The organism is Xenorhabdus innexi, assembly GCF_002632485.1.
Taxonomy (GTDB): Bacteria; Pseudomonadota; Gammaproteobacteria; order Enterobacterales; family Enterobacteriaceae; genus Xenorhabdus; species Xenorhabdus innexi.
Map to the genome: position 1 here is coordinate 142,897 of NZ_NIBU01000001.1, position 23,690 is coordinate 166,586.

The following is a 23,690-nucleotide window of genomic DNA, read 5'->3' on the forward strand; positions in this document are numbered from 1 at the left end:
GAATATGGCAAAAGGCGCAAAGAATGATAGTCCGACAGGAACAGGGAATACGCTGGGGACTATTGTTGGTCAGGCACCACAGGCAGCAGTAAGGCCGTCAGCAGCGAATCCTCTTATTAAAGCAGAAACGAAAGAAGAGCAAGGTTTTTTTAGCAAGTTATGGCAAAGCTCTAAAGGGATAATTAATGATGGTTGGGAAGTTATTAAGGATAGAGCTGCTGCATTTAAAGAAGTGGTTGGTGGAAATTTCAACGATATCTATACCATATCACAACATCCTGAGGACGCACTGAATGGAATAATTAAGCATCTTAATGGCGATAAACTTAGCTCCCCTGGTGAGATAGCAGGTGTTCACTATATACAAACCCTTATTGGTGCAGGGAAAGGTTTCGGGAAAGGATTAGCTAATACAATACCTGATACGTTAAGTCTTGGGCCTTCTATTATGGGAGCAGAGTTCAGTTGGTTGGGAGACAAAATTGGTTTGAGTGGGGTGTCAAAATTTGGTCAATGGATGACAAAGGCAGCAGATTTTATCCAGTCCTATCGTTTTGAACTAAATACTCCCGCAGAGAAAGTGGGTGATCTTGGAACTTTGTTTGTCGGAGTAGGAGAACTTAAAGCAAGTTTCGGTGTGGCCAAAGGTGTCGGAGCTTCATTTTTTAGGAGAGCAGAGACGATATTACCCAAAATTGAAACCAACGCTGTAACTAAAGCAAGAAAGCTATCAACTAAGCCCCCCCAAAAAAGTAACCGGGTTGCAGGAAATAAAAAAAGCCAATCCACTAACTCTAAAAAACCTAAAGAAAACCAAAAAGAAACAGAAGCAAAACCAGCCCAAAAATCTGATCAAGATCACCCTTCTTCCTGTCATGGCTCAAATTGTACAGCAGGTGAACCTATCGATATCACCTCAGGTGATTACCTACAAAGTTTCTCAGTTATTGCCATCCCCGGTTTATTGCCGATTACCTTAACCCGGACTTATCGTTCTACCACCTGCCGAAGCGGATTATTTGGTCGGAAATGGGCTGATGACTGGTCACGTCAGTTAGTGATAAACGGTGAAAAAGTTCATTTTACCGATGCTGACGGGCAGGTTTATGATTTTTCTGCACCGGAAAATCAGGTTTTGGCACGTAATCTCCATCTTCTTCACTGTTTACTGAAAGGGGAGCTTGATGGTGAACTGTATCTGGTTAATAAACAAAGTCAGCAGACTTTCCACTTTAACCATATTGATGGTAATCGGCGTCGGTTATCGGCTATCACCGATCGCCATCAGAATACTCTTCAGTTTATCTATAACGACCAACATCAGTTAATTGAAATTGTCCGCAATGACGGTTTCCGCTTAACGCTGCACTATCAGGAGCATCAACTGCGGGCAGTGGATTACCACTTTCAGCAGATTCAGCAGCGTCTGGTTACATGTAATTACGACCAGCATGGCTATCTGGCCGAATGTAATGTCTTTCAGCAAAACCATCTGTTCTATGAATACACCGCGCAAGGTTATATGACCCGCTGGCGTGATACGGATCAGACAGATTTTTATATTGATTACGATGAGCGCGGGCGGGTTGTATCTACTCATTCTTCCGCCGGTTATTGGACAGATTGTTTTATCTATAACGATGATGACCGTGTTACTACCTATCTTGATGCCGAAGGAGGGAAAACCCTTTCCTATTACAACCAGAATAATCAGGTGATCCGTGTGGTTGATCCATTAGGGCGTGAAACACGGACGCAGTGGCGCTACAACCAGAAAGTCTGGGAAATTGACCCGCTGGGCGGTTATACCACGTTTGACTATAACAACGATGGTGCGCTGACCGAAATTACACTGCCAACGGGGGAGACGTTTTATTATAACTATGATGAATACGGACAATTAGTTGAAGCGACGTTGCCTACGGGGGATATCTGGCAGTTTCATCATAATGAGCAGGGTAGTCTGACGGCTATCACTGATCCACACGGACGTAAAGAAGAGTATCAGTACGGTCTTCATGGGGAGTTGCGGCAACGTCTGCTGCCGGATGGTCGGCAATGGCATTATGCCTATGATGAGCATCAGCGTCTTGCCGCCATTATGGCACCCGATGGCCAGACAACCGGTCTGGAACTGGATGAACTGGGGCGTCTGCGCCGGACAACGGATGCCCTTAAACAGGAAACCCGTTATCGCTATAGCTCTGTTCATGCCAGTGTTGATAATGGCAGCCTGACGGAAATTGAATTGCCCGATGGTGTCACTCAGCATTTTGAATATGACAGTGAGCGACGTGTTGCTGCGGTGACTGACGGGGAAGGGCGTACAACCCGCTACCGTTATGGTGCTTATGACCTGCTGACTCACATGACCCGCCCGGATGGTACAACATTACACTTTGGTTATGATCGCCTGACCCGTTTTTGTTCTGTAACTGCTTCCACAGGAGAAACCTATCGCTATGAACGGGATGCTGCCGGTCAGGTTATCCGCGAAATAGACTTTACCGGTCGTATTATTGAGTATCAGTATGATGCGCTGGGGCGTCGCATTCAGGCGAGTTATCCCGATAATTACACACTGCGCTGGCATTATTCTTCTGCCGCTCTGTTAACCCGACAGGAAATCTGGCATCAGACGAAAGATAAGGCAGAACTGAAATCTGTTACCACTTATGAATATAACGCTCGCCGCCAGCTTATTAAGGCCACCAATGACGATGCCGTGGTGGAATATGAATATAACGCCGTTGGCCTGCCGGTTTGTGAACGTATTAATGGACGGGAAGTTACCCGTGAATGGAACGAATTTGAACAAATAACCGCTGAAACCATCGGTGAGAATACCCTGCAATTTGGTTATAACCTGATGGGCGCGGTTAACCATTTTCAGCTTAATCAGCATACGCCGCTGATCTTGAGTCATGATGCTTTAGGGCGGGAAACTGTACGGGAAAGTACAGAAGGTTTTATCCTTGCCAGCCGCTATACCACGACCGGATTACTGGCCCATCAATCCGCCGGACGCGCTACGGCACTATTTCGTGAAACACTGGCACAAAATGATCCTCATTTTCCGCCTCAGGCCACTGCGGTTAACCGGAGCTGGCAATATGACCGTGCCCACAGTGTCAGAATGATCGATGACGGTATCTGGGGCCAGACGCGTTACCGTTATAACCAGAACGACCAGATTATCAGTGCTACATTTAATGGTCGCTTGCCCTATGAAGAGCAATTTGGTTATGACCTCAATGGCAATGTAAACCTACATGTGCTGGTGGATGCAAAAGGGGCGATTGAACAGATCGAACAACGCCAGCAGGCAGGGCGGGTTGTTAAGCGTGGCAATGTCACTTACCGTTACGATGATAACGGCAGGCAGGTGGAAAAAACCGAACATCGAGACGGTTTCCGGCCACAAATCTGGCGTTATCGTTGGGATGGTCAAAACCAGCTTACGCATTGCGAAACACCAGATGGTTCACGCTGGCACTATCGTTATGATGCTTTCGGGCGGCGTATCCGCAAACTGAAAGTCCATGATGGCAAACTGGCTGCCGCTAACCTGCAACGCTGGCTGGATGGTAAACCGGATTTAACGGCAAAACCCGATACCGTTATGGGTTATGACTACCTGTGGAGCGGTGATCGGATGGTTGAGGAAATTCCTCTCTATGCCGATGGTACACCTGCTGGTGATCACAGTATTTGCTGGTTATATCAACCGGGAGCATTAACCCCTTCTGCCCGTTATGAAAAAGGAAAACTTCACTATATTGTCAGCGATCATCAGGGCACACCACGGGAAATACTCAGTGAAAACGGTAAGCTGGTATGGGCAAGCCGATTAAGGACATGGGGCAAAGCCGAACGAATGCCACTATTGGCTGCCAATGATGAGGATTATCACATTGGCTGCAATCTGCGGTTCGCCGGGCAGTATGAGGATGAGGAAAGTGGGTTATATTATAATCGGTTCCGGTATTATGAATGCGATACAGGGCAATATCTGACGCCAGACCCGATAGGGCTGCTGGGTGGGCTGAATCCGTACGGGTATGTGCATAATCCGATAAGTTGGATTGATTCCAGCGGATTAGCCCCTCAAGAGCCAATAAGCGAAAAGGCAAAGCATGCTATTCAGGATATTTTAGATAACCCAAGTTCTTTATGGGGAAAGACTGCCGAAGAAATAAAGGATGAATTAAAGGAAGCAGATGTTACGGTGTCTGATATTATCTCAGGTAAGCGTGGATCAGGGAAGGCTACATTTATGACAATTGACGGGGGGAAAGGTGTAGGAAACATTAAACTTGAAGTACACCCTGGTGGTGGACTCCATAAGGGGATGTATTATGGCATTACTACATCTACGAGAGGTAAAGAAAAAGTAATAGATATTACTACATATGATGTGAGTAAATCCCTAGAAAGAAAAGTGGTTTATTATGATCACTCTAACGGTGAGAAAGTGAAGTTCGAGCATGAGAAGTGGGGGAAAAATTGCCCTTAAGAGCAGGAGGTGAGGAAATTTTAACTAAGAGATATGTATATGAGTGATTGGTAATCTGCTCCTGTATTAATAAATCTCCCGCCTTATCTGGCGGGAGGAATTGATTACTCTGTTTTTTCTGTATACTCACACAGATCCTCAATAATACAGGAGCCACAGCGCGGTTTACGGGCAATGCAGGTATAGCGGCCGTGTAAAATCAGCCAGTGATGGCAATCAACCTTGAATTCATCAGGAACAACTTTTAGAAGTTTTTTTTCCACTTCATCAACGTTTTTTCCCGGCGCAAACTGAGTCCGGTTGCTGACCCGGAAGATATGCGTATCAACGGCGATCGTCGGCCAGCCAAAAGCGGTGTTCAGAACAACATTGGCGGTTTTACGGCCTACTCCCGGTAATGCTTCCAGTGCGGCGCGATCTTCCGGTACTTCACCCTGATGTTTTTCCAGCAAAATCCGGCAGGTTTTGATCACATTTTCCGCTTTGGTGTTATATAACCCGATGGTTTTTATGTATTCTTTTAAACCATCAACGCCTAAGTCGAGAATAGTCTGTGGCGTATTGGCAACAGGATAAAGTTTCGCCGTGGCCTTATTAACGCTGACATCTGTCGCCTGAGCGGACAGTAATACCGAGATCAGTAATTCAAAAGGTGAATTGAAGATTAATTCAGTGGTTGGCTTTGGGTTGTTATCCCGCAAGCGGGTCAGGATCTCGACCCGTTTTTGTTTATTCATACCTGATTACACCCCTCTTAGCCTTTTGTGATATGACTGCCACAGCCTTTATCCACTTCATAATGACGTGTTTTGTTATCTGTACGATTTTTGAGACGCTCATCAATGATATATTTTCCTGCCAGCATTAGACCTAATCCAATAAAAGCTCCCGGTGGCAGAATGGCGAGCAGGAATGGGGAATCCATATGAATAATTTCAATCCGCAGTGACTTTGCCCAACTTCCTAATAAAAGATCGGCACCATCAAACAGTGTGCCATTACCCAGAATTTCACGCATCGCACCAAGTACGAATAAGGCAAACGTTGCACCTAATCCCATAGCAACCCCATCCATTGCGGAGTGATAAACGGAGTTTTTTGATGCGTAGGCCTCTGCACGACCAATAACGATACAGTTAGTCACAATAAGTGGAATGAAAATACCCAGTGATTCATATAATCCGAATGCGAAAGCGTTGATTAGCATCTGAACGGCACTGACGACAGATGCAATGATCATCACATAAATTGGAATACGGATTTCATGAGGAACCCAGCGACGTAAGGCGGAGACGGCAATATTGGTACTCAACAGTACCAACGTTGTTGCCAACCCCAACCCTAATGCGTTAGTGGCAGTGGAAGAGACCGCCAGAAGGGGGCAAAGCCCCAAAAGCTGTACTAATGCAGAGTTGTTTTTCCATAATCCCTGAAAAAATAGGTTTTTGGTTTCACTCATTTATTTAGCTCCACATGTCGGTAATGAAGAGAGTTGTGACGGGATGGTTTCCATATAAAGCGCGGTGCGTTTTACCGCATTGACAACAGCACGCGGGGTAATGGTCGCTCCGGTAAACTGGTCAAATTCTCCGCCATCTTTTTTCACTGCCCAGTCAGGATCGCTGGGAGAGGTAATTTTTTTGCCGGAAAAAGCATAAATCCAATTGGAAATACGGGTATCAATTTTATCTCCCAATCCCGGTGTTTCATGATGTTCAGTCACACGAACACCAAAAACTTTGCCGGAAAAATCTGCTCCGATCAGCAATTGAATAGCCCCTGAATAGCCATCGGGAGCCGTACTTTCCAGTGCGGCAGCAACCGGAGTGCCATTTTTACGAGCGAGGTAGAGGCGGTGAGATTGTTGGCTGCCCAGAGCATCGGCTGTTACCAGATAACATTCATTGGGCATATCGTTGTTATAGAGTGCTGGTGGAACAACCTGATCCAGTAATATTTTATGTTGTAATGCGGCCTGCTCTGCAATCCTGTCTTTTGTTAAAGAGTAGACAACCGCAGTTAACCCTGTCGTGCAGGCGGCAAAAATGGCGAGGGTAATACCGTGACGCCGCATTGTGTCTAACATAGTCACTCCCTTATTTATGACCGTAAGCACGAGGCTGTGTGTAATTGTCGATCAGTGGTACACAAATATTTGCCAGTAAAACCGCAAAAGCCACAGCATCCGGGTAACCGCCATAAACGCGGATAACCCAAATTAGCAAACCAATAATGGCACCATAAATCAGACGTCCTTTTGGTGTTGTGGATGCGCTGACCGGATCGGTTGCGATAAAAAAGGCACCCAACATCGTTGCTCCAGAGAAAAGCTGTAATAGAGGCGGCGAGTAACGACCGGGATCAAGTAGCCAGCTAATCAGGGCGCAGCTTCCCAGTACCAGAAGAAATGCAGTCGGGATATGCCAGCTAATGACTTTGCGGTTCAGCATAATTAATCCGCCTACCAGATAAGCCACATTAATCCACTGCCAGCCAACGCCTGCCAGAGTGCCTTGTAAGATGGGCTGCTGTAATACTTCACTTATATCGTGCGTCAGTCTGCCGGTTTTGAAGCTATCCAGTGGTGTGGCCTGACTTAACCCGTCAACTCCCTGTAGAAGTTGTAACAGAGTAGAGCCATCAGGTGTATGCCCTGTGAAAATGACCATCAGACAATCCCAGGGCGCTAATGTAACGGTCTGTAAGGAAACGGGTGCCATCCAACTGGTCATTTGTACCGGAAATGAGATAAGCAGAACCACATAACCGACCATCGCCGGATTAAATGGGTTTTGCCCCAGACCGCCATAGAGATGTTTGGCAATGATAATGGCGAAGAACGTACCCAGCACGATAAGCCACCACGGTGCCAGTGGTGGCAGGCTAATCCCGAGCAGTAATCCGGTGACTAATGCCGAGTTATCTTTCAGATAAGGAATAACCAACTGTTTTTTTAATGTGATAGCTGCGGATTCTGCTAGCAGGGCTGTAATGACTGCCAATAAGATCTGGAACAGGGTTCCATAACCGAAAAAGTAAGTTTGTAAGGCGATGCCGGGTATAGCAGCAAAAACCACCCATAACATAATCTGGCTGGTATTTTTTTTACTGTGTGTAAAAGGCGAACTGGCGACTTTTAACAGGTTGTTGTCAGTGTTGACTGGCCTAAATTTCATCGATAAATGTCACTATTCTGTTAGAGTTTCTTGTTTTTCCTGAGCCGCTTTCTTCGCCTTTACACGGGCAATCGCAGCGGCAACAGCAGCTTTGCGCGGATCAGCCTCTTCCGAAACCGCAGGCGGTGCCTCTTGCACAGGAGCAGGTTCCGGCTGAGCCTGAGCGGCTTTTTTCGCTTTAGCCCGGGCAATGGCAGCGGCTAAAGCAGCTTTGCGCGGATCTTCTGCGTTTTCTACAGGTGTTGCGTCTGCTGGAGTAATGGTATTCGCGGGCTGTTTTTCTGCCTGACGGGCGCGTAATTGCTCTTTTCTTGCTTTACGAGCCGCAATCGCCGCTGCATTATCAGGTAACTGACCAGCTTGTACGGTGATTGTTTCTCCGGCGGAGGATTGTTTTTCCTTCGCACGAGCCAGAGCTGCCTGTACCGCACTTTTATCCTCACTGCCCACCTGAACGGCGGCTTTTTTATGTCGCTCTTCGCGAGCCAGTTTTTCGCGATCCATACGTGCTTGTTTGGCTTCAAACCTCAACTTAGCTTCGGCAGCCCGACGGTTTTCAGCATCAATGGTTCGTATTTCGGCTTTTTCCTGCCGATAGTATTGAACAAGCGGAATATTACTGGGACAGACATAAGCACAGGCTCCGCATTCAATGCAGTCAAATAAGTTATGATTTCTGGCTTTTTCGTGTTCCTGTCCCCGACTGAACCAGTAAAGTTGCTGAGGCAATAGCCCGGCAGGGCAGGCATCAACACATAGACCACAACGGATACAGGCTTCTTCAGCGGTTTTTGGTTCCATTTCCTGCACGGAGGGAGCAAGTATACAGTTGCTGATTTTGACGATGGGTACATTCAAGTCAGGCAGGGTAAAGCCCATTAATGGGCCACCCATAACGACCATCTGTTCTGACTGAGGAATAAAACCAGCCTGTTGCAACAGAAAATTAACGGGTGTCCCTAAACGTGCCCAGAAATTACCGGGTGAAGAAATGGCTTCTCCTGTTAAGGTAACAACGCGTTCAATTAATGGTTCCCCATCAATAATGGCCCGTTTGATAGCCATCACAGTGCCGATATTCTGCATCAGGATACCAATATCGGAAGAGCGCCCACCAGACGGGACTTCTTTGCCCGTCAGTATCTTGGTTAACTGTTTTGCACCACCTGAGGGGTACTTTGTCGGGATGACACGCACGGTTATCGATTTATCACCTAGCAAGGCAAGGTTCAGAGCCTGGATCGCCTCTGGTTTATTATCTTCGATACCAATCAGAACCTGTTTCGGCTTGAGCAGATGTACCAGAATGCGGATGCCTTCAATGATCTCACCGGCATGTTCCTGCATCAGACGGTCATCTGCTGTGATATAAGGTTCACACTCAGCGGCATTGATGATCAAGGTGTTGATATGCCCGCCACCTCTTAGTTTTGCTGCTGTCGGAAAACCTGCACCACCAAGACCTGCTATCCCTGCGGCATGAATACGTTGCAGTAAAGTGTCAGCATCAAGGGATGAGTAATCTGCGGTTTTAACCTGTTCACACCATTGGTCTTTGCCATCCGGCAGCAGGCGGATGCACAGCTCTTTAAGACCCGATGGGTGAGCTGTAACGTGTGGCTCAATTGCTGTAATCATACCGGAAGTCGAGGCATGGACAGGAACGGTTCTACCGGAACCTCGCGTCAGTGGCTGGCCTTTCAGTACCTTGTCTCCGGCTTTCACCAGTAGCTCGCCTTCCGGGCCAATATGTTGCTGGAGCGGAATAATTAATTCTTCTGGTAACGGAGCATAGCGCAATGGTGTCTGACTGGATTGCAGCTTCATTTCTGGTGGATGAATGCCGCCATCAAAATCCCATATTTTGTTTTTATTGGTAAGCAAATTGAATAGGTTAAACATTGACTTTAACCTCAACAGGCTTAGCCGATGACATAAACAGAGGGCTTGGTTCAACAGGAATATTTTTGACCGGAATTGAATTCAAATCCCATTTCCAGTTGGCTGTCGTCGTTGCCACAGGGATCATCGTAATACAATCAGTCGGGCACGGAGCGACACATAAGTCGCAGCCAGTGCAGAGATCTTCAACGACGGTATGCATAGCCCGGTTTGCACCGATAATGGCATCAACAGGGCAGGCCTGAATGCATTTCGTACAGCCGATGCAGTTTTCTTCATCAATAAAAGCAACTTTTCTGGCGGGATTTTGTATGCTTTCATCACCGTCCAACGGCTGTGGATCAACCCCCAGTAATTCAGACATTTTGAGCATTACCTGCTCTCCGCCAGGGGCACATTTGTTGATCATCTCTCCATTGTTGATAACCGCCTCTGCATAAGGGCGGCACCCCGGATAACCACATTGCCCGCACTGGCTTTGTGGCAGTAGATTATCAACCTTCTCAACGATCGGGTCTTCTTCCACTTTAAAACGACGGGCTGCAAAACCGAGAATTAACCCAAAAATTAACCCGAGTACACCCAGTACTCCGACAGCAATCCATAAAGATATCATCAGAATTTCACCAAACCACTAAAGCCCATAAATGCAAGGGACATTAACCCCGCAGTGATAAGCCCTATCGATGAACCACGAAAAGGGGCCGGTATATTGGCAACAGCCAGACGTTCACGAATGGCAGCAAACAGTACCATTACAAGCGAAAACCCGGCAGCAGCGCCGAAACCATATACAGCAGACTGTAAAAAATCATGTGATTGATTGACATTCAGCAGAGCCACACCGAGTACAGCACAGTTTGTTGTTATCAAAGGCAGAAAAATGCCTAATAGACGGTAGAGTGAAGGGCTGGTTTTACGGACGGCTAACTCCGTGAACTGAACGACAACAGCAATAACAAGAATGAAACTTAACGTGCGTAAATAAACCAAATCCAACGGGATAAGAATATAAGAATTTACCAGCCATGAACTGATGGAAGCCAGCGTCAGAACAAATGTGGTCGCCATTCCCATACCAATAGCGGTTTCAAGCTTTTTGGAAACACCCATAAACGGACATAGGCCCAAAAACTTCACCAAAACGAAGTTATTGACCAGAACCGTGCCAATAAATAACAAGAGGTATTCAGTCATTGCTATACCTGAAAAATAAGATTATTTGATGAAATAATATAGTCATGAAAGTGACAGAAATTCCCCACTTTACGGTGAGGCAAGCGGGGGCAATGATAACAATCAATTGTGGGGGATGTTATCGATCTTGTGTGAAAGTCATTTTTACTCGATAAGAGCGTTTAATATAAGGAACAAAAATCGCAGCAGCTAATAGTGACCAAAGTAATGAACTGACTGCACGGTCGTCAGAAATGGGAGAGAACGCAAAAGTTTTGACCGCAATAAGCACAGAAAGTGTCAGCCAGATGATAAAAATACGTGGAAATCTTTTTGAACGAATGAAAAGTAATTTTAATACCCAAAGCGTGAAACACCACATAATAGCCGTGGTTAATACAGATATATACCACTGAGCTACGAAATCACCACCTATTTGGTGGATTAATATACTTTTCTCGGAATAGGTCATGCCATATAAAACTAACATTGTACTGGCAGCGATAAATGTCATCATTAAATAAGCAGCAGGTGCCAATAACCAACCACTGATACGATAATAATCATTGGATTGATACATAAAAAACATTCTCTCCATGATGGGTATTCAGATATAAAAAGATAGTAACACAGGAAGCAGGATTATTTGCTAATGAGTCAGTGCTGGTGATATTTTCTTATCCTTTTGTAAATGTTGAGAGGTCATTATGAGTCGTGTTCTGAAAGTTGGTCTGGTTGGTTATGGTTATGCCAGTAAAACGTTTCATGCGCCATTAATTACAGGAACCCCGAATGTCGATTTAGCTGCTATTTCCAGCAGCGATGCGGAAAAAGTCAAGAAAGACTGGCCGACTATAAATGTTGTCTCTTCTCCAGATGCGTTATTCAGTGATTCTGACATTGACCTTATTGTTATTCCGACGCCTAACGATACGCATTTCCCATTAGCGCAAAAAGCCCTGTCTGCCGGAAAACATGTTGTGGTTGATAAGCCTTTCACAATTACTGTAGCAGAAGCTGAATCTCTCAAGCAGCAGGCAGAAGAGGCTAATTTATTATTATCGGTATTTCATAATCGTCGCTGGGATTCTGGTTTTCTGACAGTTCAGTCACTACTTAAAGAAAATGTATTGGGTGAATTAAAGTATTACGAATCTCATTTTGACCGTTATCGTCCGGCTGTGCGTCAACGCTGGAGAGAAGCCGCAGGAGCAGGTAGCGGGATTTGGTATGATTTAGGCCCTCATTTGCTGGATCAGGCATTGCAGTTGTTCGGGAAACCTCAGGCCATTACAACAGATTTGGGAATAATACGCCCAAATGCTGAAACAGCGGATTATTTCCATACTCAGCTCAAATACCCTGCGTTAAAAGTTGTATTACATGCATCAATGCTTGTCGCTACAGAATCGCCTATTTATACCTTACATGGTATGTCCGGCAGTTATGTAAAATATGGTTTGGATACACAGGAAGAGCGGCTGAAAGCAGGGGAAAGCCTGACACAGAAGGATTGGGGATATGACGCACGTGATGGTCATGTGACAGTGTCACAAGGCGATAATCTGGTTACGCAGGCTATTCCTAATTTACCGGGTAACTATGGTGCGTATTATGCTGCTGTCCGTGATGCGATTCTGGCGGGGAAACCAAATCCAGTGACTGCGGAGGAAGCTATCTTGGTTATGAAGCTGATTGAAGCAGGTGAAAAGTCAGCGAAAGAGCAACGCACTGTCGTTATTGACTGACTTGGTGATGAATTAATCCAAAGGTAAGAGGAATGGTACTGATGAGTTGGTGGCAAAAATTAAAAATAGATCCTTTTCTGCTGACATTGCTTACTGTCGTCATGATTGCATCGTTTTTTCCCTGTGAAGGGGAAGTGAAAACAGGGTTTCAGTACCTGACTACAGCCGCTATTGCACTGTTATTTTTTATGCATGGAGCCAAACTTTCTCGTGATGCGATTCTGGCGGGAATGGGGCACTGGCGTTTGCATCTGGTTATCTTTCTGAGTACTTTTGTTTTATTTCCTGTATTGGGAATGGGGTTACATTTTATTGTACCGGAATGGATGTCACCATCTGTTTATATGGGGTTTCTGTATCTTTGTGCTTTACCAGCCACCGTTCAATCAGCCATTGCTTTTACCTCTGTCGCCAAAGGGAATGTTGCTGCGGCTATATGCAGTGCTTCTGCATCCAGCATACTGGGGATATTTCTCTCACCACTACTTGTCGGTTACCTTATCCAGACACATGATGGCGGAAACCAGCCTGATACGTGGCAGGCGATAAAAGACATTATCCTGCAATTAATGGTGCCTTTTATCGTTGGTCATCTGTCACGTCCATTGATCGCTCATTGGGTCGAAAAGCATAAAAAACTCGTTAATACCACTGATCGCTCATCTATTTTGCTGGTGGTTTACGTTGCATTCAGCGAAGCCGTTGTTGAAGGGATTTGGCATAAAATTGATGCTTACTCATTAATAATGATAGGTATTGTCTGCTGTATTCTGCTCGCAGTGGTATTAACCATCAATATATACAGCTCACGCTTATTGGGATTCAGCAAAGAAGACGAAATCACGATAGTTTTTTGTGGTTCGAAGAAAAGCCTTGCCAATGGTGTACCGATGGCAAATGTTTTATTTCCGGCTGCAATGGTAGGCATTATGCTGTTGCCGCTGATGATATTTCATCAAATCCAGCTGATGGTTTGCGCTGTGCTTGCGAATCGATATGCCAGACGCTCAAAAAAGGCAGAGTAATTTCTGCCTTCATAATCTTATATTTTAAGTTGCTATAAGATGAAATTGCCTGTTAACGGTTGGCAACTTTAATTCTTAATGCCTGTTTTTCTGCTTCGCTGAGGAATGCGGTTTCCAGTCCATTGATCTGTGCCAGTCGGATTTGCTCTGATGATAAACCTGCGGCAGGCGCGGCAATATTGTACTCATTGCGGATTTCAATTCCTTCAACGGCAGGGTCATCAGTGTTGATGGATGCCAGAATGCCGTGCTCAAGGAACTTTTTCAGTGGGTGAGCTGATAAAGAGCTGACAGTACTGGTTTGCAGGTTTGATGTCAGGCAGGATTCAATACCGATACGGTGCTCTGCCAAATAATCCATTAGTGCCGGATCGGTAATTGCTTTAACACCATGACCGATACGGGTTGCTCCCAGTTCACGAATAGCGTGCCAGATGCTTTCCGCGCCAGCGGCTTCTCCGGCGTGTACACTGATATTCCAGCCTGCATCACGAGCCTGAATAAAGTGCTGTTCAAACAAATGGCCGGGGAAGCCCAGTTCATCACCCGCTAAATCCATTGCAGTAATATGTTGTTTATGAGCGAGCAGACCCGCCAATTCCTCGGAACAGGCTTTTTCTCCGAATGTTCTGCTCAGAATACCGATCAGGCGGATTTGGATATCGTGCTGCTTGCTGGCGGAATGAATACCATCAATGACGGCTTCCACAACACCCTCAACAGGAAGCTGGTGTTTCATTGCCATATAATAAGGTGAGAAACGCAGTTCAGCGTAATCCAGCCCGGCGTTAACCACATCTTCGACGTTTTCTACAGCAACCCTGCGGCAGGCATCCAAATCAGCCAGAACAGCAACACCCCAATCCAGTTTTTGCAGGAAACTGATGAGGTCTGGCTCACTTTCAATGATTTGCACATGAGGACGCAGTGCTTCCAGTTCATAAGCGGGGAGGGCAATATTGTGCTGACGACCAAGATCCAAAATGGTTTCGGGGCGAATATTACCATCAAGGTGACGGTGTAAATCGGTCAGCGGAAGCTGTGTATCAATCATTTTTTATCCTTCTTATTTTATATAGTTATCAAAAAAATATACAAAAAAGCCAGTCAACGCATTGACTGGCAATGAAAGCACTATAGATCGGTTTTTTACGATGTTTTTGCTTATTAGGTTATTTTAACCTCAGCATGTACTTTCTTCATATAGGTTCTGTTTGATTACTCAGCAGCAGGAAGTTCAGTTTCATCATGCTGACTTTGCTCATTTGCACCATCATAGGAGTCGATGAGGCGATTATCAAGCAGGAATTGATGTAAGCTGGATTCCTTACCGTTAAATTTGACTTTGTCATCAGCGTAGTGAAGATGGAGGTCAATGGCATCATCTGTGTTAGTCACGATGTTAAGTGCCGCACCCTGAGCACCGAAAAACTGAACCTGCATCTTTGCGGTAGCTTCTGCGTTGTTTTTATCTTCACCTGAATATTCAGCAGTTTTAGTGATCTGTTCAATCAGCATTGGCTTAGACAGATTAACATTCAGTGACAGAGATTGAAGCAGAGTGCGGATCTGTTCTTCTGTTCCCATATGGATAATACTGCTCAGATCTTCTGGTATATTCTGTAGAGCAATACTAAAGTCTATGCTGCTTTCACCTTGGCTGTTTTTCCAGCTGAATGGCGTGATACTGAATTTAGGGTTGCCTTTCAACAACAGTGGCAGTTTGCTGTATAACTCAGCCATAGTATCTTCTGGCAACTGTGCCAGTTTATTGCCGAATAATGATTTTGCTAAAATAGTATCGGTGGTTTGCAAAAATTCATGAACAGATTTACCATCCAGATCATTTGCATTAAAAGCAAGCTGACCAGAGCCGAAATCCATATTACCCAGTTTTAGTGCACCAATGTCATAAGTTTCGTTCGCGTTTACAACCTGACTATTTTCACTTCTTTTGGCGGTCATTTTGATATTCTTGATCAGAACATCATCTTGACCTGCATTTCTGGAAGCTATTTCGCCAATGGTATAGTTGTGATCCCCAAGATAAACACCGAATTTACCCTTACTATAATCTGCCTTAAAATCAACCCCTTTTAGGGTTATTTCTCTTTTCTCTGAAGGTATATTTACGGTCAGGTCATCACTTTTGGCCGTAAAAGAAAATACACTTAAATCACGGTTAACATCAGTGTTGATTTGGGCGCCAGAGAAGGAAACTTTAACCCCGTCTTTATCAGTATGCTCAACTGGGATAATCTCGATATCAGAAGATATGTTACCGCTATAACCGATTCTGGCATCAATATTAAACAGAGATTTACCATCAGTAATTTCAAACAGTTTTTTTGTGGCATCGTTTTGTTCAATTTCTGTATGCGCAGAAGCTAATGCAGGGATGAAACTGAAGCCTTTCAGGGCAGAAGCCGGGAATGGCCCATGATCGATATGCGATTTGAAAATGATTTCGTCGTCTGTTTTCGAGCCTTCAGTATTTTTTGTGCTCAGGGTGAAGTTGGCATCAGAACTGAAAATTCCACGCTGGAAATTTTTGACTTGTACTACAAGGCCACTATTAGGGAAAGCATCTGTAAGCATTTCGTTTGTGTTTTTAACCAACTTATCCATACGGACTTCAACCTGCTTCCCTGTGTACCAGGATGCACCTGTCCACACAGCACCTAAAGCAACAATAACACCTACAGCTACTAGCGATTTTTTCATGTGGGAATTTATCCTTTTTTACGTCGATGACATTATTGATTGCCATAGACGATATGTCTTTGTGTAAAAAATAGTTGTTAATTGTATAGATTAACCAACGAACTTTTAATCATTTTTCAATAAAAGTGTGATTGGTAATAGATGATTAACATTTTAACTATATGAATCATAAATTATTTATTAGACACTACAGCAAATTTTCCATTACCGTAAAGAGTTACTGTTTTCTCTACCGCCGATAAAAAGATTGATTCACCTGCGTGCAGTTTCAATTCCTGTTCAGAAGATTTGATTGTCAACTGACCGTTAAAACAAAAAAGAACTGATGCTGAATCATTTTCCAGCGTTATCGGCTGCTCTGAAACAGCATAAATAGAAAAATTAAAATCGTTGACAGGAACAGGGTAATTCAGAGCTTCTTTTTCTTGTGTTGGGATAGTCAGCAGTGTAGTAGCTGGTTTAGAGATAAACTCCAGATTTGACATTAATTCAGGCACATCCATATGTTTACTGGTTAATCCGGCACGCAGGACATTATCTGAATTTGCCATCACTTCCAATGCAACACCTTCAAGATAAGCATGAGGAGTACGGGCATAGAGAAACATAGCCTGACCCGGCTGTAGTTCCACAATATTAAGCAGGAGAGGGGTAAACAGACCATTATCTTCAGGGTAAAATTCGGTCATTTTTTTAATAGTATCCCAGGGTTCTCCCTGCCGACTATTCAATGCAGATTTTAATACCGCAATAGCTAAACTTTTTTGCTTACCCTGCATACTCAACAACTGAGAAAAAAGGAATGACAAACCCTGCTCGGTAGCGTTCTGAATAAATGGCTGAATATCGGGATGTGCGTTCGAAACATAACTAAGTAGCTCGATAATTTCTGATAATGGCCTGAAAGCATTCATCGCTCGGAAAGGTGTCAGAGCATAGACTAATTCAGGTTTATGATTATCGTCTTTATAATTACGTTGTGGAGAATTCAGTGGAATGCCCGCTGCATTTTCTCTGGCAAAACCTTTTTCTGCCGATAATTTATCCGGATGAACCTGAATAGAAAGCGGCTGAGCGGCACACAATACCTTAAATAAAAATGGCAGCCGTCCGAACTGAGTAGCAACTTTTTGACCCAGATATTTTTCTGGATTTTTAGCAATAAGCTGATTAAGGGCAACCGTGTTGCCCGTTTCAGGATCAATTACCTGAGAACTGCATTTGGGATGCGCGCCCATCCATAGCTCTGCCATAGGCTGATTACCCGGATTCTCGATACCATAAATATCGGTCAGTGCGGTTTTACTTCCCCAATCATAATGTTGGATTTGGTTGGTCATTTTCAGCATGGCGGGATTTTCCTGTAATAAAAAAACGTAGTTATACAACAACTTTATATGACAACAATACAATAAACACGATTAGGTCGCATTATCGATAATAAATTTATGGCATTATAAAGAGATGCCGATTAATTTATCTGCACTGTTGGGTGAGTTAAAAACAGTTGGATCCGGCGTATTCAATTATTCTGTGTGCTAAGGAGATAGTAATGGCAGCCACTCGCATTGAAAAAGACTCAATGGGACCTATCGAAGTACCTGCTGACCAATTATGGGGAGCGCAAACTCAGCGTTCACTGGAGCATTTCCGCATTTCTCAGGAAAAAATGCCTGTTGCATTGATTCATGCTCTTGCGTTAACCAAGCAGGCCGCGGCCAGTGTCAATATGGATCTGGGCCTTTTACCTAAGGAACGCGGTGATGCAATTATCGCTGCGGCGAAAGAGGTGTTGGAAGATAAACACCCGACAGAATTCCCTCTTGCTATCTGGCAGACGGGTTCAGGCACTCAAAGCAATATGAACATGAATGAAGTGCTGGCGAACCGTGGTAGTGAGATCCTCGGTGGTCAAAGAGGTAATGAACGCCTGATCCACCCTAATGATGATGTTAACAAGAGCCAAAGCTCGAATGACGTCTTCCCGACAGCAATGCATGTTGCGGCGGTTATCGCATTACGTGAACATCTGTTGCCTGAGCTGAAAATACTGCAAAAAACACTGGCAGACAAAGCAGAAGCATTCAGAGATATCGTAAAAATTGGCCGTACTCACCTACAGGATGCAACTCCACTGACTTTAGGTCAGGAAATTTCAGGTTGGGCAGCAATGCTGGCTCATAACCTGAAACATATTGAAAACAGCATCCCTCATGTTTGTGAACTGGCTCTGGGCGGAACGGCGGTTGGTACCGGCCTGAATACGCATCCTGAGTATGCGGTTCGCGTTGCGAAAAAAATCGCTGAATTATCCGGTCAGCCTTTTATCACTTCACCAAACAAATTTGAAGCATTAGGCACTTGTGATGCACTGGTTCATTCCCATGGCGCACTGAAAGGTCTGGCTTCATCACTGATGAAAATTGCGAACGATGTTCGTTGGCTGGCTTCCGGCCCTCGTTGTGGTATCGGTGAAATTTCTATCCCTGAAAATGAGCCGGGTAGCTCCATTATGCCGGGCAAAGTAAACCCGACTCAGTGTGAAGCTATGACTATGCTGTGCGCTCAAGTTATGGGTAACGATGTTGCTGTCAATATTGGTGGGGCATCCGGTAACTTTGAGCTGAACGTATTCCGTCCGATGGTAATTCATAATTTCTTGCAGTCCGTCCGTCTGTTAGCTGATGGTATGCGCAGCTTCAATGAACATTGTGCCATCGGAATTGAGCCTAATCGTGATCGTATTACTCAATTGCTGAATGAATCTCTGATGCTGGTTACAGCTCTGAATACCCATATTGGTTATGACAAAGCAGCAGAAATTGCTAAGAAAGCACATAAAGAAGGTCTGACGCTGAAGCAGTCAGCAATGCAGTTGGGCTACCTGACGGAAGCTGAATTTGATGCTTGGGTACGCCCGGAAGATATGGTTGGCAGTATGAAGTAACACTCCCCATTCTCAATAGTTGATGGGTTGATGTGAACCGGAGGTTTTTCCTCCGGTTTTCTTCTTATATTTCCCGATAAAGATGTAAACGAGGGATTACCAACTCAAGCGGTTTAGCTTTGGGTCTGTGGCGGTATTTAATTGTATTAGCGTTGTAATTTGGCAGCGAACCTACCTTGGGAGTTATACCACTATCGTTTGTATAAAAAGCGATGATAGGAAGAGGGCAGGCATATTGAACCTGTTTTTGTATTTCTGAATACCAGACGCGTGCAATAGGTTGTACTTTTACTGGTCGTTTAATTTTCAATATCACATCATCCGGCAATTTCTTGATATCAGTGATTTCCAATCCGACAAGCGTTGTCCACTGCTCACTGGAGTAGGGAGGGACTGCCCGCCCGGCATTATAACTTTTTTCCAGCCTTTCCAGAATTTGTTGCTTTGTTACTTTATTGATGATGTTTTTATTGGCCCAGCCAAAGTTGATAGTATCTGGATCTATGAGTGGAGTAATCGTCCGGTAGGCATTTAAGGTAATTAAACCACGCAAATGATCATGAACGAACTCAAATCGTTGTTCTTTGCTGACGCCAGATTCCTTAGTAACTATATTTTCCAGTTCTGTTTTTAACTGGTTGATTTCACTAATAATAATCATTGCTGCTTTATATTGCTGCTGGCTGACTGAAAAGCACAATGCTCCCGGTAATCGGCTTGCGGCTTTGCTGCTGATATTGGGATGGTTATGGTGTATAAATAGCTTCTGATAAAACCGTAACCCTAAGTTAAGCGCTTCTTCTCCCTGTAATGGACTAACCTCAATTTCAGTAACCTGTTCATGCTCTTCACCTTTTTCAATTTGCGGCAATTGAAATACTCGTGCATCAATAAGAGGGTATTTCATTAACAGTTCAACTAATTCAGCTAATTTAGCTTCCTGTTTTTTAAAACAAGAGGTAAGTGACTCTATTGAAAATAATTTATTCATATTTTGTAGTCCCACTTTTTCATTCAGTGCCTTTTCTTTATTTTAGTTACAACATACTTATAAGAGAACAAAAAAACCAGTGCAAACATCGAGAACAAAAGAAAATAAAGCCCGATAGGGGAGTTCATAGCACATTATATTTTAAATTAGTTATTGCCAATTATTTTTACGTTATGATAAAAGCTAAACCAGATAACTACTGTCTTTAAGATAACCTTTCTCTTAAGGGTGTTTTTTATCAGGAGAGTAAAACTTTCTTCATTTCGTAAACAAATGAGAAAATTTTTTGGTAGTGTGAATTTTGTTCATGGGTGGTTGGTATGAATAAATTAATTAAACCAGTGAATTCTTTCAGTAAAATTATCGATACATTATTGCCTTATTCTGAAATCGTTTTCCCAGATTTACCAACACAAGGCTCATTAATTAAAATTGAAGATGAATTTGCTAAATTCTTTTTATTAGTAAAAGGATATGTAAACATACGCAGAATAGGAGATAATTTAATTATTGCCACCGTTTTTTCTCCCTATATCTTGGGGTTATCTTTTTATTCAGGTTCAGAAACCTATTACTCTATCGAACTTGGACCTGATTGTAAGATGTATCAACTTCCTCGCATTAATGCGTTGAATGCCATAAAAAAGAATGATCTTTATAGAGAGTGGATGAGGGTTATTTCATATAAAATGGCGTTCTTATATGCCAGAGATATCAGTATATTCCGCCATGGCGCTAAAGATATAGTATGTAGCTTATTATCCCGTCTTATCACATTACCCGATGAATTCAGAGAAAATATATCAGCTATCAAATACATAGAACAGCGATGTACACTATCTCGCAGTTGTATTCAGCGCATATTATCTTCTCTTAAAAAAAACAAAGATATTGAAATTATTGATGGTTATTTAGTGAAAGTTGTTTCTTTACCAACAGAATCCTATTATTAATCATGATACCTGCTGTATTGAGTTGCTTCTTTGTTATCTGTAATTCATCCATTTTGGTGATTACTTTTATCAACATGCGATTATTTATACTCTTAAGATTAATGAGAGGCTTCTGCCTCTCAAAATCTATGAATATATATACTTTATTATTATGTTAATTTATTAAGCTTTATACCTATATAAAAAGCAGCAATCATTAATAATGAAATAAAAGCCGCGACACCGTTCCATTGATAATAAGACCAAAATATCCCACCTAATGTTCCAGATATACTTGAGCCTGCATAATAACAGAACAGATAAAGTGATGAAGCCTGTGCTTTGGCTCGTTTGGTTCTCGCTCCTATCCAACCACTGGCTACGGTATGAGCAGCAAAGAAACCCATTGTCAAAATTGTCAGACCAAAGAACAGAGCCCAGAGATAAGAGAAAATCATGATCAAATTACCAATCAGCATCATACTGATTGCAATTAATAATACTTTTCCCCGTCCATAATGACTAATCGATGCTCCGGCTTTTGCAGCACTGTAAACACCGGTCAGATAAACAACAGATAATAGCCCCACAACTGTCTGGCTCAGATGATAGGGAGCATCTAATAATCGATAGCCAATGTAGTTAAACATTGTGACAAAGCCTCCCATCAGCAAGAAAGCTTCAGCAAATAAAAGAGGTAGCCCCTGATCACGGAAATGTAATTTCAGATTAATAAATAATGCCTTAGGTTTGAGAGAGCATGATTTGAAATGTTTGGAGGGAGGAAGCATCATCCAAAATACGAGGGCGGCAATAAGTGAAAATGAACCTAATAAAATGACCGCCAGATGCCAGGAATAATCATCTGCTATTACGCCAGTTATTAATCGCCCGCTCATTCCGCCAAATGAATTCCCACTGATATAAAGCCCGATGGATAAGGCAACACAGCCAGGATGGATTTCTTCGCTCAGATAGGTCATTGCAACTGCGGCTACGCCGCTTAAGGACAACCCGACCAATGCCCGGATAATTAAAAAACCATGCCAGCTGGTAGTAATACTACTCAACAGCGTCAGTAAGGAAGCGAAAATCAGAGAGATAACAATCACATTTTTGCGGCCAATTGCGTCAGATAAAGGGCCTGTGATCAATAATCCCAATGACAGCATACCTGTGGATAAGGATAGGGCTAAACTACTGTTAGCAGGTGAAACTGAAAATTCTTTCGATAAGATAGGCAGTATAGGTTGGATGAAGTAAAGCAGGGCAAAAGTTGCTAACCCGACTGTAAAAAATGACAGAGTAACACGTAAGTATGCAGGATCATTGCGCTGTATGTAGCCAGTGTATTCCCTATTACGAACTTTTTTTTCAGTATCTCGTGGAACACCAGCACCCACTGAAGTTCCACTGATCTCTGAGATTGTACCCATTTTACTTCCTTAAAATCCGCTTGGCAGGATTTATACAAAGAGGCTAAAAAAACGTTAAGATTTTGTTCTGGAACAAGAGTAGGAAGTTGTAAATATTTTGTCTAATATATTAATGATAATAAATAATACTTTAAAAATATCAATTGATGGTGAATGATGACTATTAACATAGAATTAAGGCACTTACGTTATTTTATTGCAGTCGCAGAAGAGCTGCATTTTGGGCGTGCAGCAGAGCGATTGAACATTTCACAGCCTCCGTTAAGCCAGCAGATTCAGTCTCTGGAAACAAATATTAAAGCCAGATTGTTGGCTCGTAATAATCGTACAGTTGCCCTGACCGCAGCAGGTCATATGTTTCTCAAGGAGGCATATCAAATATTGTCTCAGGTTGATGCTGCGGCAACTAAAGCAGCCAGAATGCAGCAGGGTGAATTAGGTGAAATTTCTATCGGTTTCACATCTACCACGCCTTTTATGCATAAAGTAGCTCTCAGTTTGCGGCAATTCCGGGAGTCTTACCCTGATGTTTTGGTTCACATGCATCAGATGAATACCAAAAAACAGATTGCACCATTGCAGACAGGCAGGATTGATATAGGAATTATGCGCAACACGTTATTACCTGATAATTTGGAACATCGGTTGTTGTTCCGTGAACGTTTTATGCTTGCTGTATATGACGGGCACCCGTTGCTGGAGTATACCAATCAGGGAATAACCGTAGAAATGTTGTCTGATTATCCATTGGTATTTTTTGAACGGGATGTGGGCACTGCTTTATACGATGAAATCATCGCCTTGTTTGCCAGTGCTGGCGTATCTCCCATGATCTCACAGGAAGCGGGAGAAGCGATGACCATACTTGGTTTAGTCGCCGCAGGTTTAGGGATCAGTATTGTTACTGAGTCATTTACACCGATGAAAATTGATGGCGTCCGGTATATCCCGTTAGCTAATGCGCCCGCTTATTCTGAAGTATGGCTGGTTAATCATAAAAATATCCAGAACAGTCCGGCAGCAGAGCGTCTAATTACACTGTTGCTCTCAAATAATTGTTAAACAACAATAACAATCACGAGAACTTCGTGTGAAAGATCACATTTTTGCCTCAAAC

Annotated in this window: 19 protein-coding genes; 6 read left to right on the forward strand and 13 right to left on the reverse strand. The window is 43.5% G+C overall.

What is annotated here, in order from left to right; all coding sequences use genetic code 11:
* The first annotated feature begins 4 nt into the window (after positions 1-4).
* Positions 5-4,516, forward strand: coding sequence for an RHS repeat-associated core domain-containing protein (locus tag Xinn_RS00480; protein ID WP_244590102.1), 4,512 nt, complete (start codon positions 5-7; stop codon positions 4,514-4,516).
* 104 nt (positions 4,517-4,620) lie between these two features.
* Here Xinn_RS00480 and nth read toward each other — a convergent pair whose 3' ends face one another.
* The 8 genes from nth to Xinn_RS00520 all read right to left on the reverse strand — a co-directional run bounded on the left by nth (position 4,621) and on the right by Xinn_RS00520 (position 11,350).
* Complete coding sequence (nth, locus tag Xinn_RS00485; protein WP_086953226.1) at positions 4,621-5,253, reverse strand: endonuclease III; 633 nt, start codon at positions 5,251-5,253, stop codon at positions 4,621-4,623.
* Between the two features lie 17 nt (positions 5,254-5,270).
* Complete coding sequence (locus Xinn_RS00490) at positions 5,271-5,975, reverse strand: electron transport complex subunit E (protein WP_086953225.1); 705 nt, start codon at positions 5,973-5,975, stop codon at positions 5,271-5,273.
* Entirely contained in the window at positions 5,976-6,602 is a 627-nt protein-coding gene (gene rsxG / locus Xinn_RS00495) for an electron transport complex subunit RsxG (RefSeq protein WP_086953224.1), read from the reverse strand.
* Positions 6,603-6,612: 10 nt separating this feature from the next.
* Positions 6,613-7,692: an electron transport complex subunit RsxD gene (rsxD, locus tag Xinn_RS00500; RefSeq protein ID WP_086953223.1), complete on the reverse strand. Its 1,080-nt coding sequence runs from the start codon at positions 7,690-7,692 to the stop codon at positions 6,613-6,615.
* 12 nt (positions 7,693-7,704) lie between these two features.
* Entirely contained in the window at positions 7,705-9,594 is a 1,890-nt protein-coding gene (rsxC, locus tag Xinn_RS00505; RefSeq protein WP_086953222.1) for an electron transport complex subunit RsxC, read from the reverse strand.
* Positions 9,587-10,210, reverse strand: coding sequence for an electron transport complex subunit RsxB (rsxB, locus tag Xinn_RS00510; protein ID WP_086953221.1), 624 nt, complete (start codon positions 10,208-10,210; stop codon positions 9,587-9,589). The genes rsxC and rsxB overlap by 8 nt, the downstream gene beginning before the upstream one ends.
* Positions 10,210-10,791, reverse strand: a complete 582-nt coding sequence (rsxA, locus tag Xinn_RS00515; RefSeq protein WP_086953220.1) for an electron transport complex subunit RsxA — start codon at positions 10,789-10,791, stop codon at positions 10,210-10,212. Before rsxA ends, rsxB begins: the two co-directional genes overlap by 1 nt.
* Positions 10,792-10,909: 118 nt before the next feature.
* Positions 10,910-11,350 carry a DUF2569 domain-containing protein gene (locus tag Xinn_RS00520; protein WP_086956418.1) on the reverse strand — a complete coding sequence of 147 codons (441 nt, stop codon included), beginning with the start codon at positions 11,348-11,350 and terminating at the stop codon, positions 10,910-10,912.
* Positions 11,351-11,477: 127 nt separating this feature from the next.
* Between Xinn_RS00520 and Xinn_RS00525 the strand changes: the two genes are divergently transcribed.
* Positions 11,478-12,518: an oxidoreductase gene (locus Xinn_RS00525; RefSeq protein ID WP_086953219.1), complete on the forward strand. Its 1,041-nt coding sequence runs from the start codon at positions 11,478-11,480 to the stop codon at positions 12,516-12,518.
* Positions 12,519-12,559: 41 nt separating this feature from the next.
* Complete coding sequence (locus Xinn_RS00530) at positions 12,560-13,543, forward strand: bile acid:sodium symporter family protein (protein WP_086956417.1); 984 nt, start codon at positions 12,560-12,562, stop codon at positions 13,541-13,543.
* 52 nt (positions 13,544-13,595) lie between these two features.
* On the opposite strand, the gene add is transcribed toward Xinn_RS00530, so the two are convergent.
* The 3 genes from add to manA all read right to left on the reverse strand — a co-directional run bounded on the left by add (position 13,596) and on the right by manA (position 17,616).
* Positions 13,596-14,597: an adenosine deaminase gene (gene add / locus Xinn_RS00535; protein ID WP_086953218.1), complete on the reverse strand. Its 1,002-nt coding sequence runs from the start codon at positions 14,595-14,597 to the stop codon at positions 13,596-13,598.
* 164 nt (positions 14,598-14,761) lie between these two features.
* Complete coding sequence (locus Xinn_RS00540) at positions 14,762-16,267, reverse strand: YdgA family protein (RefSeq protein WP_086953217.1); 1,506 nt, start codon at positions 16,265-16,267, stop codon at positions 14,762-14,764.
* Between the two features lie 173 nt (positions 16,268-16,440).
* A complete protein-coding gene (gene manA / locus Xinn_RS00545) occupies positions 16,441-17,616 on the reverse strand; it encodes a mannose-6-phosphate isomerase (protein WP_086953216.1) in 1,176 nt (391 codons plus the stop codon).
* A gap of 203 nt (positions 17,617-17,819) precedes the next feature.
* Between manA and fumC the strand changes: the two genes are divergently transcribed.
* A complete protein-coding gene (fumC, locus tag Xinn_RS00550) occupies positions 17,820-19,214 on the forward strand; it encodes a class II fumarate hydratase (protein ID WP_086953215.1) in 1,395 nt (464 codons plus the stop codon).
* Positions 19,215-19,278: 64 nt separating this feature from the next.
* On the opposite strand, the gene tus is transcribed toward fumC, so the two are convergent.
* The gene (tus, locus tag Xinn_RS00555) at positions 19,279-20,205 is read right to left on the reverse strand and encodes a DNA replication terminus site-binding protein (protein WP_086953214.1); all 927 of its coding nucleotides are present in this window, start codon (positions 20,203-20,205) and stop codon (positions 19,279-19,281) included.
* Between the two features lie 320 nt (positions 20,206-20,525).
* On the opposite strand from tus, the gene Xinn_RS00560 reads away from it, so the two are divergent.
* Positions 20,526-21,158, forward strand: coding sequence for a winged helix-turn-helix transcriptional regulator (locus Xinn_RS00560; RefSeq protein ID WP_086953213.1), 633 nt, complete (start codon positions 20,526-20,528; stop codon positions 21,156-21,158).
* Between the two features lie 149 nt (positions 21,159-21,307).
* On the opposite strand, the gene Xinn_RS00565 is transcribed toward Xinn_RS00560, so the two are convergent.
* Positions 21,308-22,573, reverse strand: coding sequence for an MFS transporter (locus Xinn_RS00565; protein WP_086953212.1), 1,266 nt, complete (start codon positions 22,571-22,573; stop codon positions 21,308-21,310).
* A gap of 162 nt (positions 22,574-22,735) precedes the next feature.
* Here Xinn_RS00565 and Xinn_RS00570 point away from each other — a divergent pair, with 162 nt between their 5' ends.
* Positions 22,736-23,635, forward strand: coding sequence for a LysR family transcriptional regulator (locus tag Xinn_RS00570; RefSeq protein ID WP_086956416.1), 900 nt, complete (start codon positions 22,736-22,738; stop codon positions 23,633-23,635).
* Positions 23,636-23,690: the final 55 nt, after the last annotated feature.

What these genes read in the sequence shown, in the direction of transcription:
- Xinn_RS00525 (WP_086953219.1), top strand. Translation starts at nt 11,478, where the DNA reads ATGAGTCGTGTTCTGAAAGTTGGTCTGGTTGGTTATGGTTATGCCAGT.
- add (WP_086953218.1), bottom strand. Translation starts at nt 14,597, where the DNA reads ATGATTGATACACAGCTTCCGCTGACCGATTTACACCGTCACCTTGAT.
- rsxA (WP_086953220.1), bottom strand. Translation starts at nt 10,791, where the DNA reads ATGACTGAATACCTCTTGTTATTTATTGGCACGGTTCTGGTCAATAAC.
- Xinn_RS00490 (WP_086953225.1), bottom strand. Translation starts at nt 5,975, where the DNA reads ATGAGTGAAACCAAAAACCTATTTTTTCAGGGATTATGGAAAAACAAC.
- nth (WP_086953226.1), bottom strand. Translation starts at nt 5,253, where the DNA reads ATGAATAAACAAAAACGGGTCGAGATCCTGACCCGCTTGCGGGATAAC.
- manA (WP_086953216.1), bottom strand. Translation starts at nt 17,616, where the DNA reads ATGCTGAAAATGACCAACCAAATCCAACATTATGATTGGGGAAGTAAA.
- Xinn_RS00480 (WP_244590102.1), top strand. Translation starts at nt 5, where the DNA reads ATGGCAAAAGGCGCAAAGAATGATAGTCCGACAGGAACAGGGAATACG.
- rsxG (WP_086953224.1), bottom strand. Translation starts at nt 6,602, where the DNA reads ATGTTAGACACAATGCGGCGTCACGGTATTACCCTCGCCATTTTTGCC.
- tus (WP_086953214.1), bottom strand. Translation starts at nt 20,205, where the DNA reads ATGAATAAATTATTTTCAATAGAGTCACTTACCTCTTGTTTTAAAAAA.
- Xinn_RS00520 (WP_086956418.1), bottom strand. Translation starts at nt 11,350, where the DNA reads ATGTATCAATCCAATGATTATTATCGTATCAGTGGTTGGTTATTGGCA.
- rsxB (WP_086953221.1), bottom strand. Translation starts at nt 10,210, where the DNA reads ATGATATCTTTATGGATTGCTGTCGGAGTACTGGGTGTACTCGGGTTA.
- Xinn_RS00565 (WP_086953212.1), bottom strand. Translation starts at nt 22,573, where the DNA reads ATGGGTACAATCTCAGAGATCAGTGGAACTTCAGTGGGTGCTGGTGTT.
- Xinn_RS00540 (WP_086953217.1), bottom strand. Translation starts at nt 16,267, where the DNA reads ATGAAAAAATCGCTAGTAGCTGTAGGTGTTATTGTTGCTTTAGGTGCT.
- Xinn_RS00530 (WP_086956417.1), top strand. Translation starts at nt 12,560, where the DNA reads ATGAGTTGGTGGCAAAAATTAAAAATAGATCCTTTTCTGCTGACATTG.
- rsxD (WP_086953223.1), bottom strand. Translation starts at nt 7,692, where the DNA reads ATGAAATTTAGGCCAGTCAACACTGACAACAACCTGTTAAAAGTCGCC.
- fumC (WP_086953215.1), top strand. Translation starts at nt 17,820, where the DNA reads ATGGCAGCCACTCGCATTGAAAAAGACTCAATGGGACCTATCGAAGTA.
- Xinn_RS00560 (WP_086953213.1), top strand. Translation starts at nt 20,526, where the DNA reads ATGAATAAATTAATTAAACCAGTGAATTCTTTCAGTAAAATTATCGAT.
- rsxC (WP_086953222.1), bottom strand. Translation starts at nt 9,594, where the DNA reads ATGTTTAACCTATTCAATTTGCTTACCAATAAAAACAAAATATGGGAT.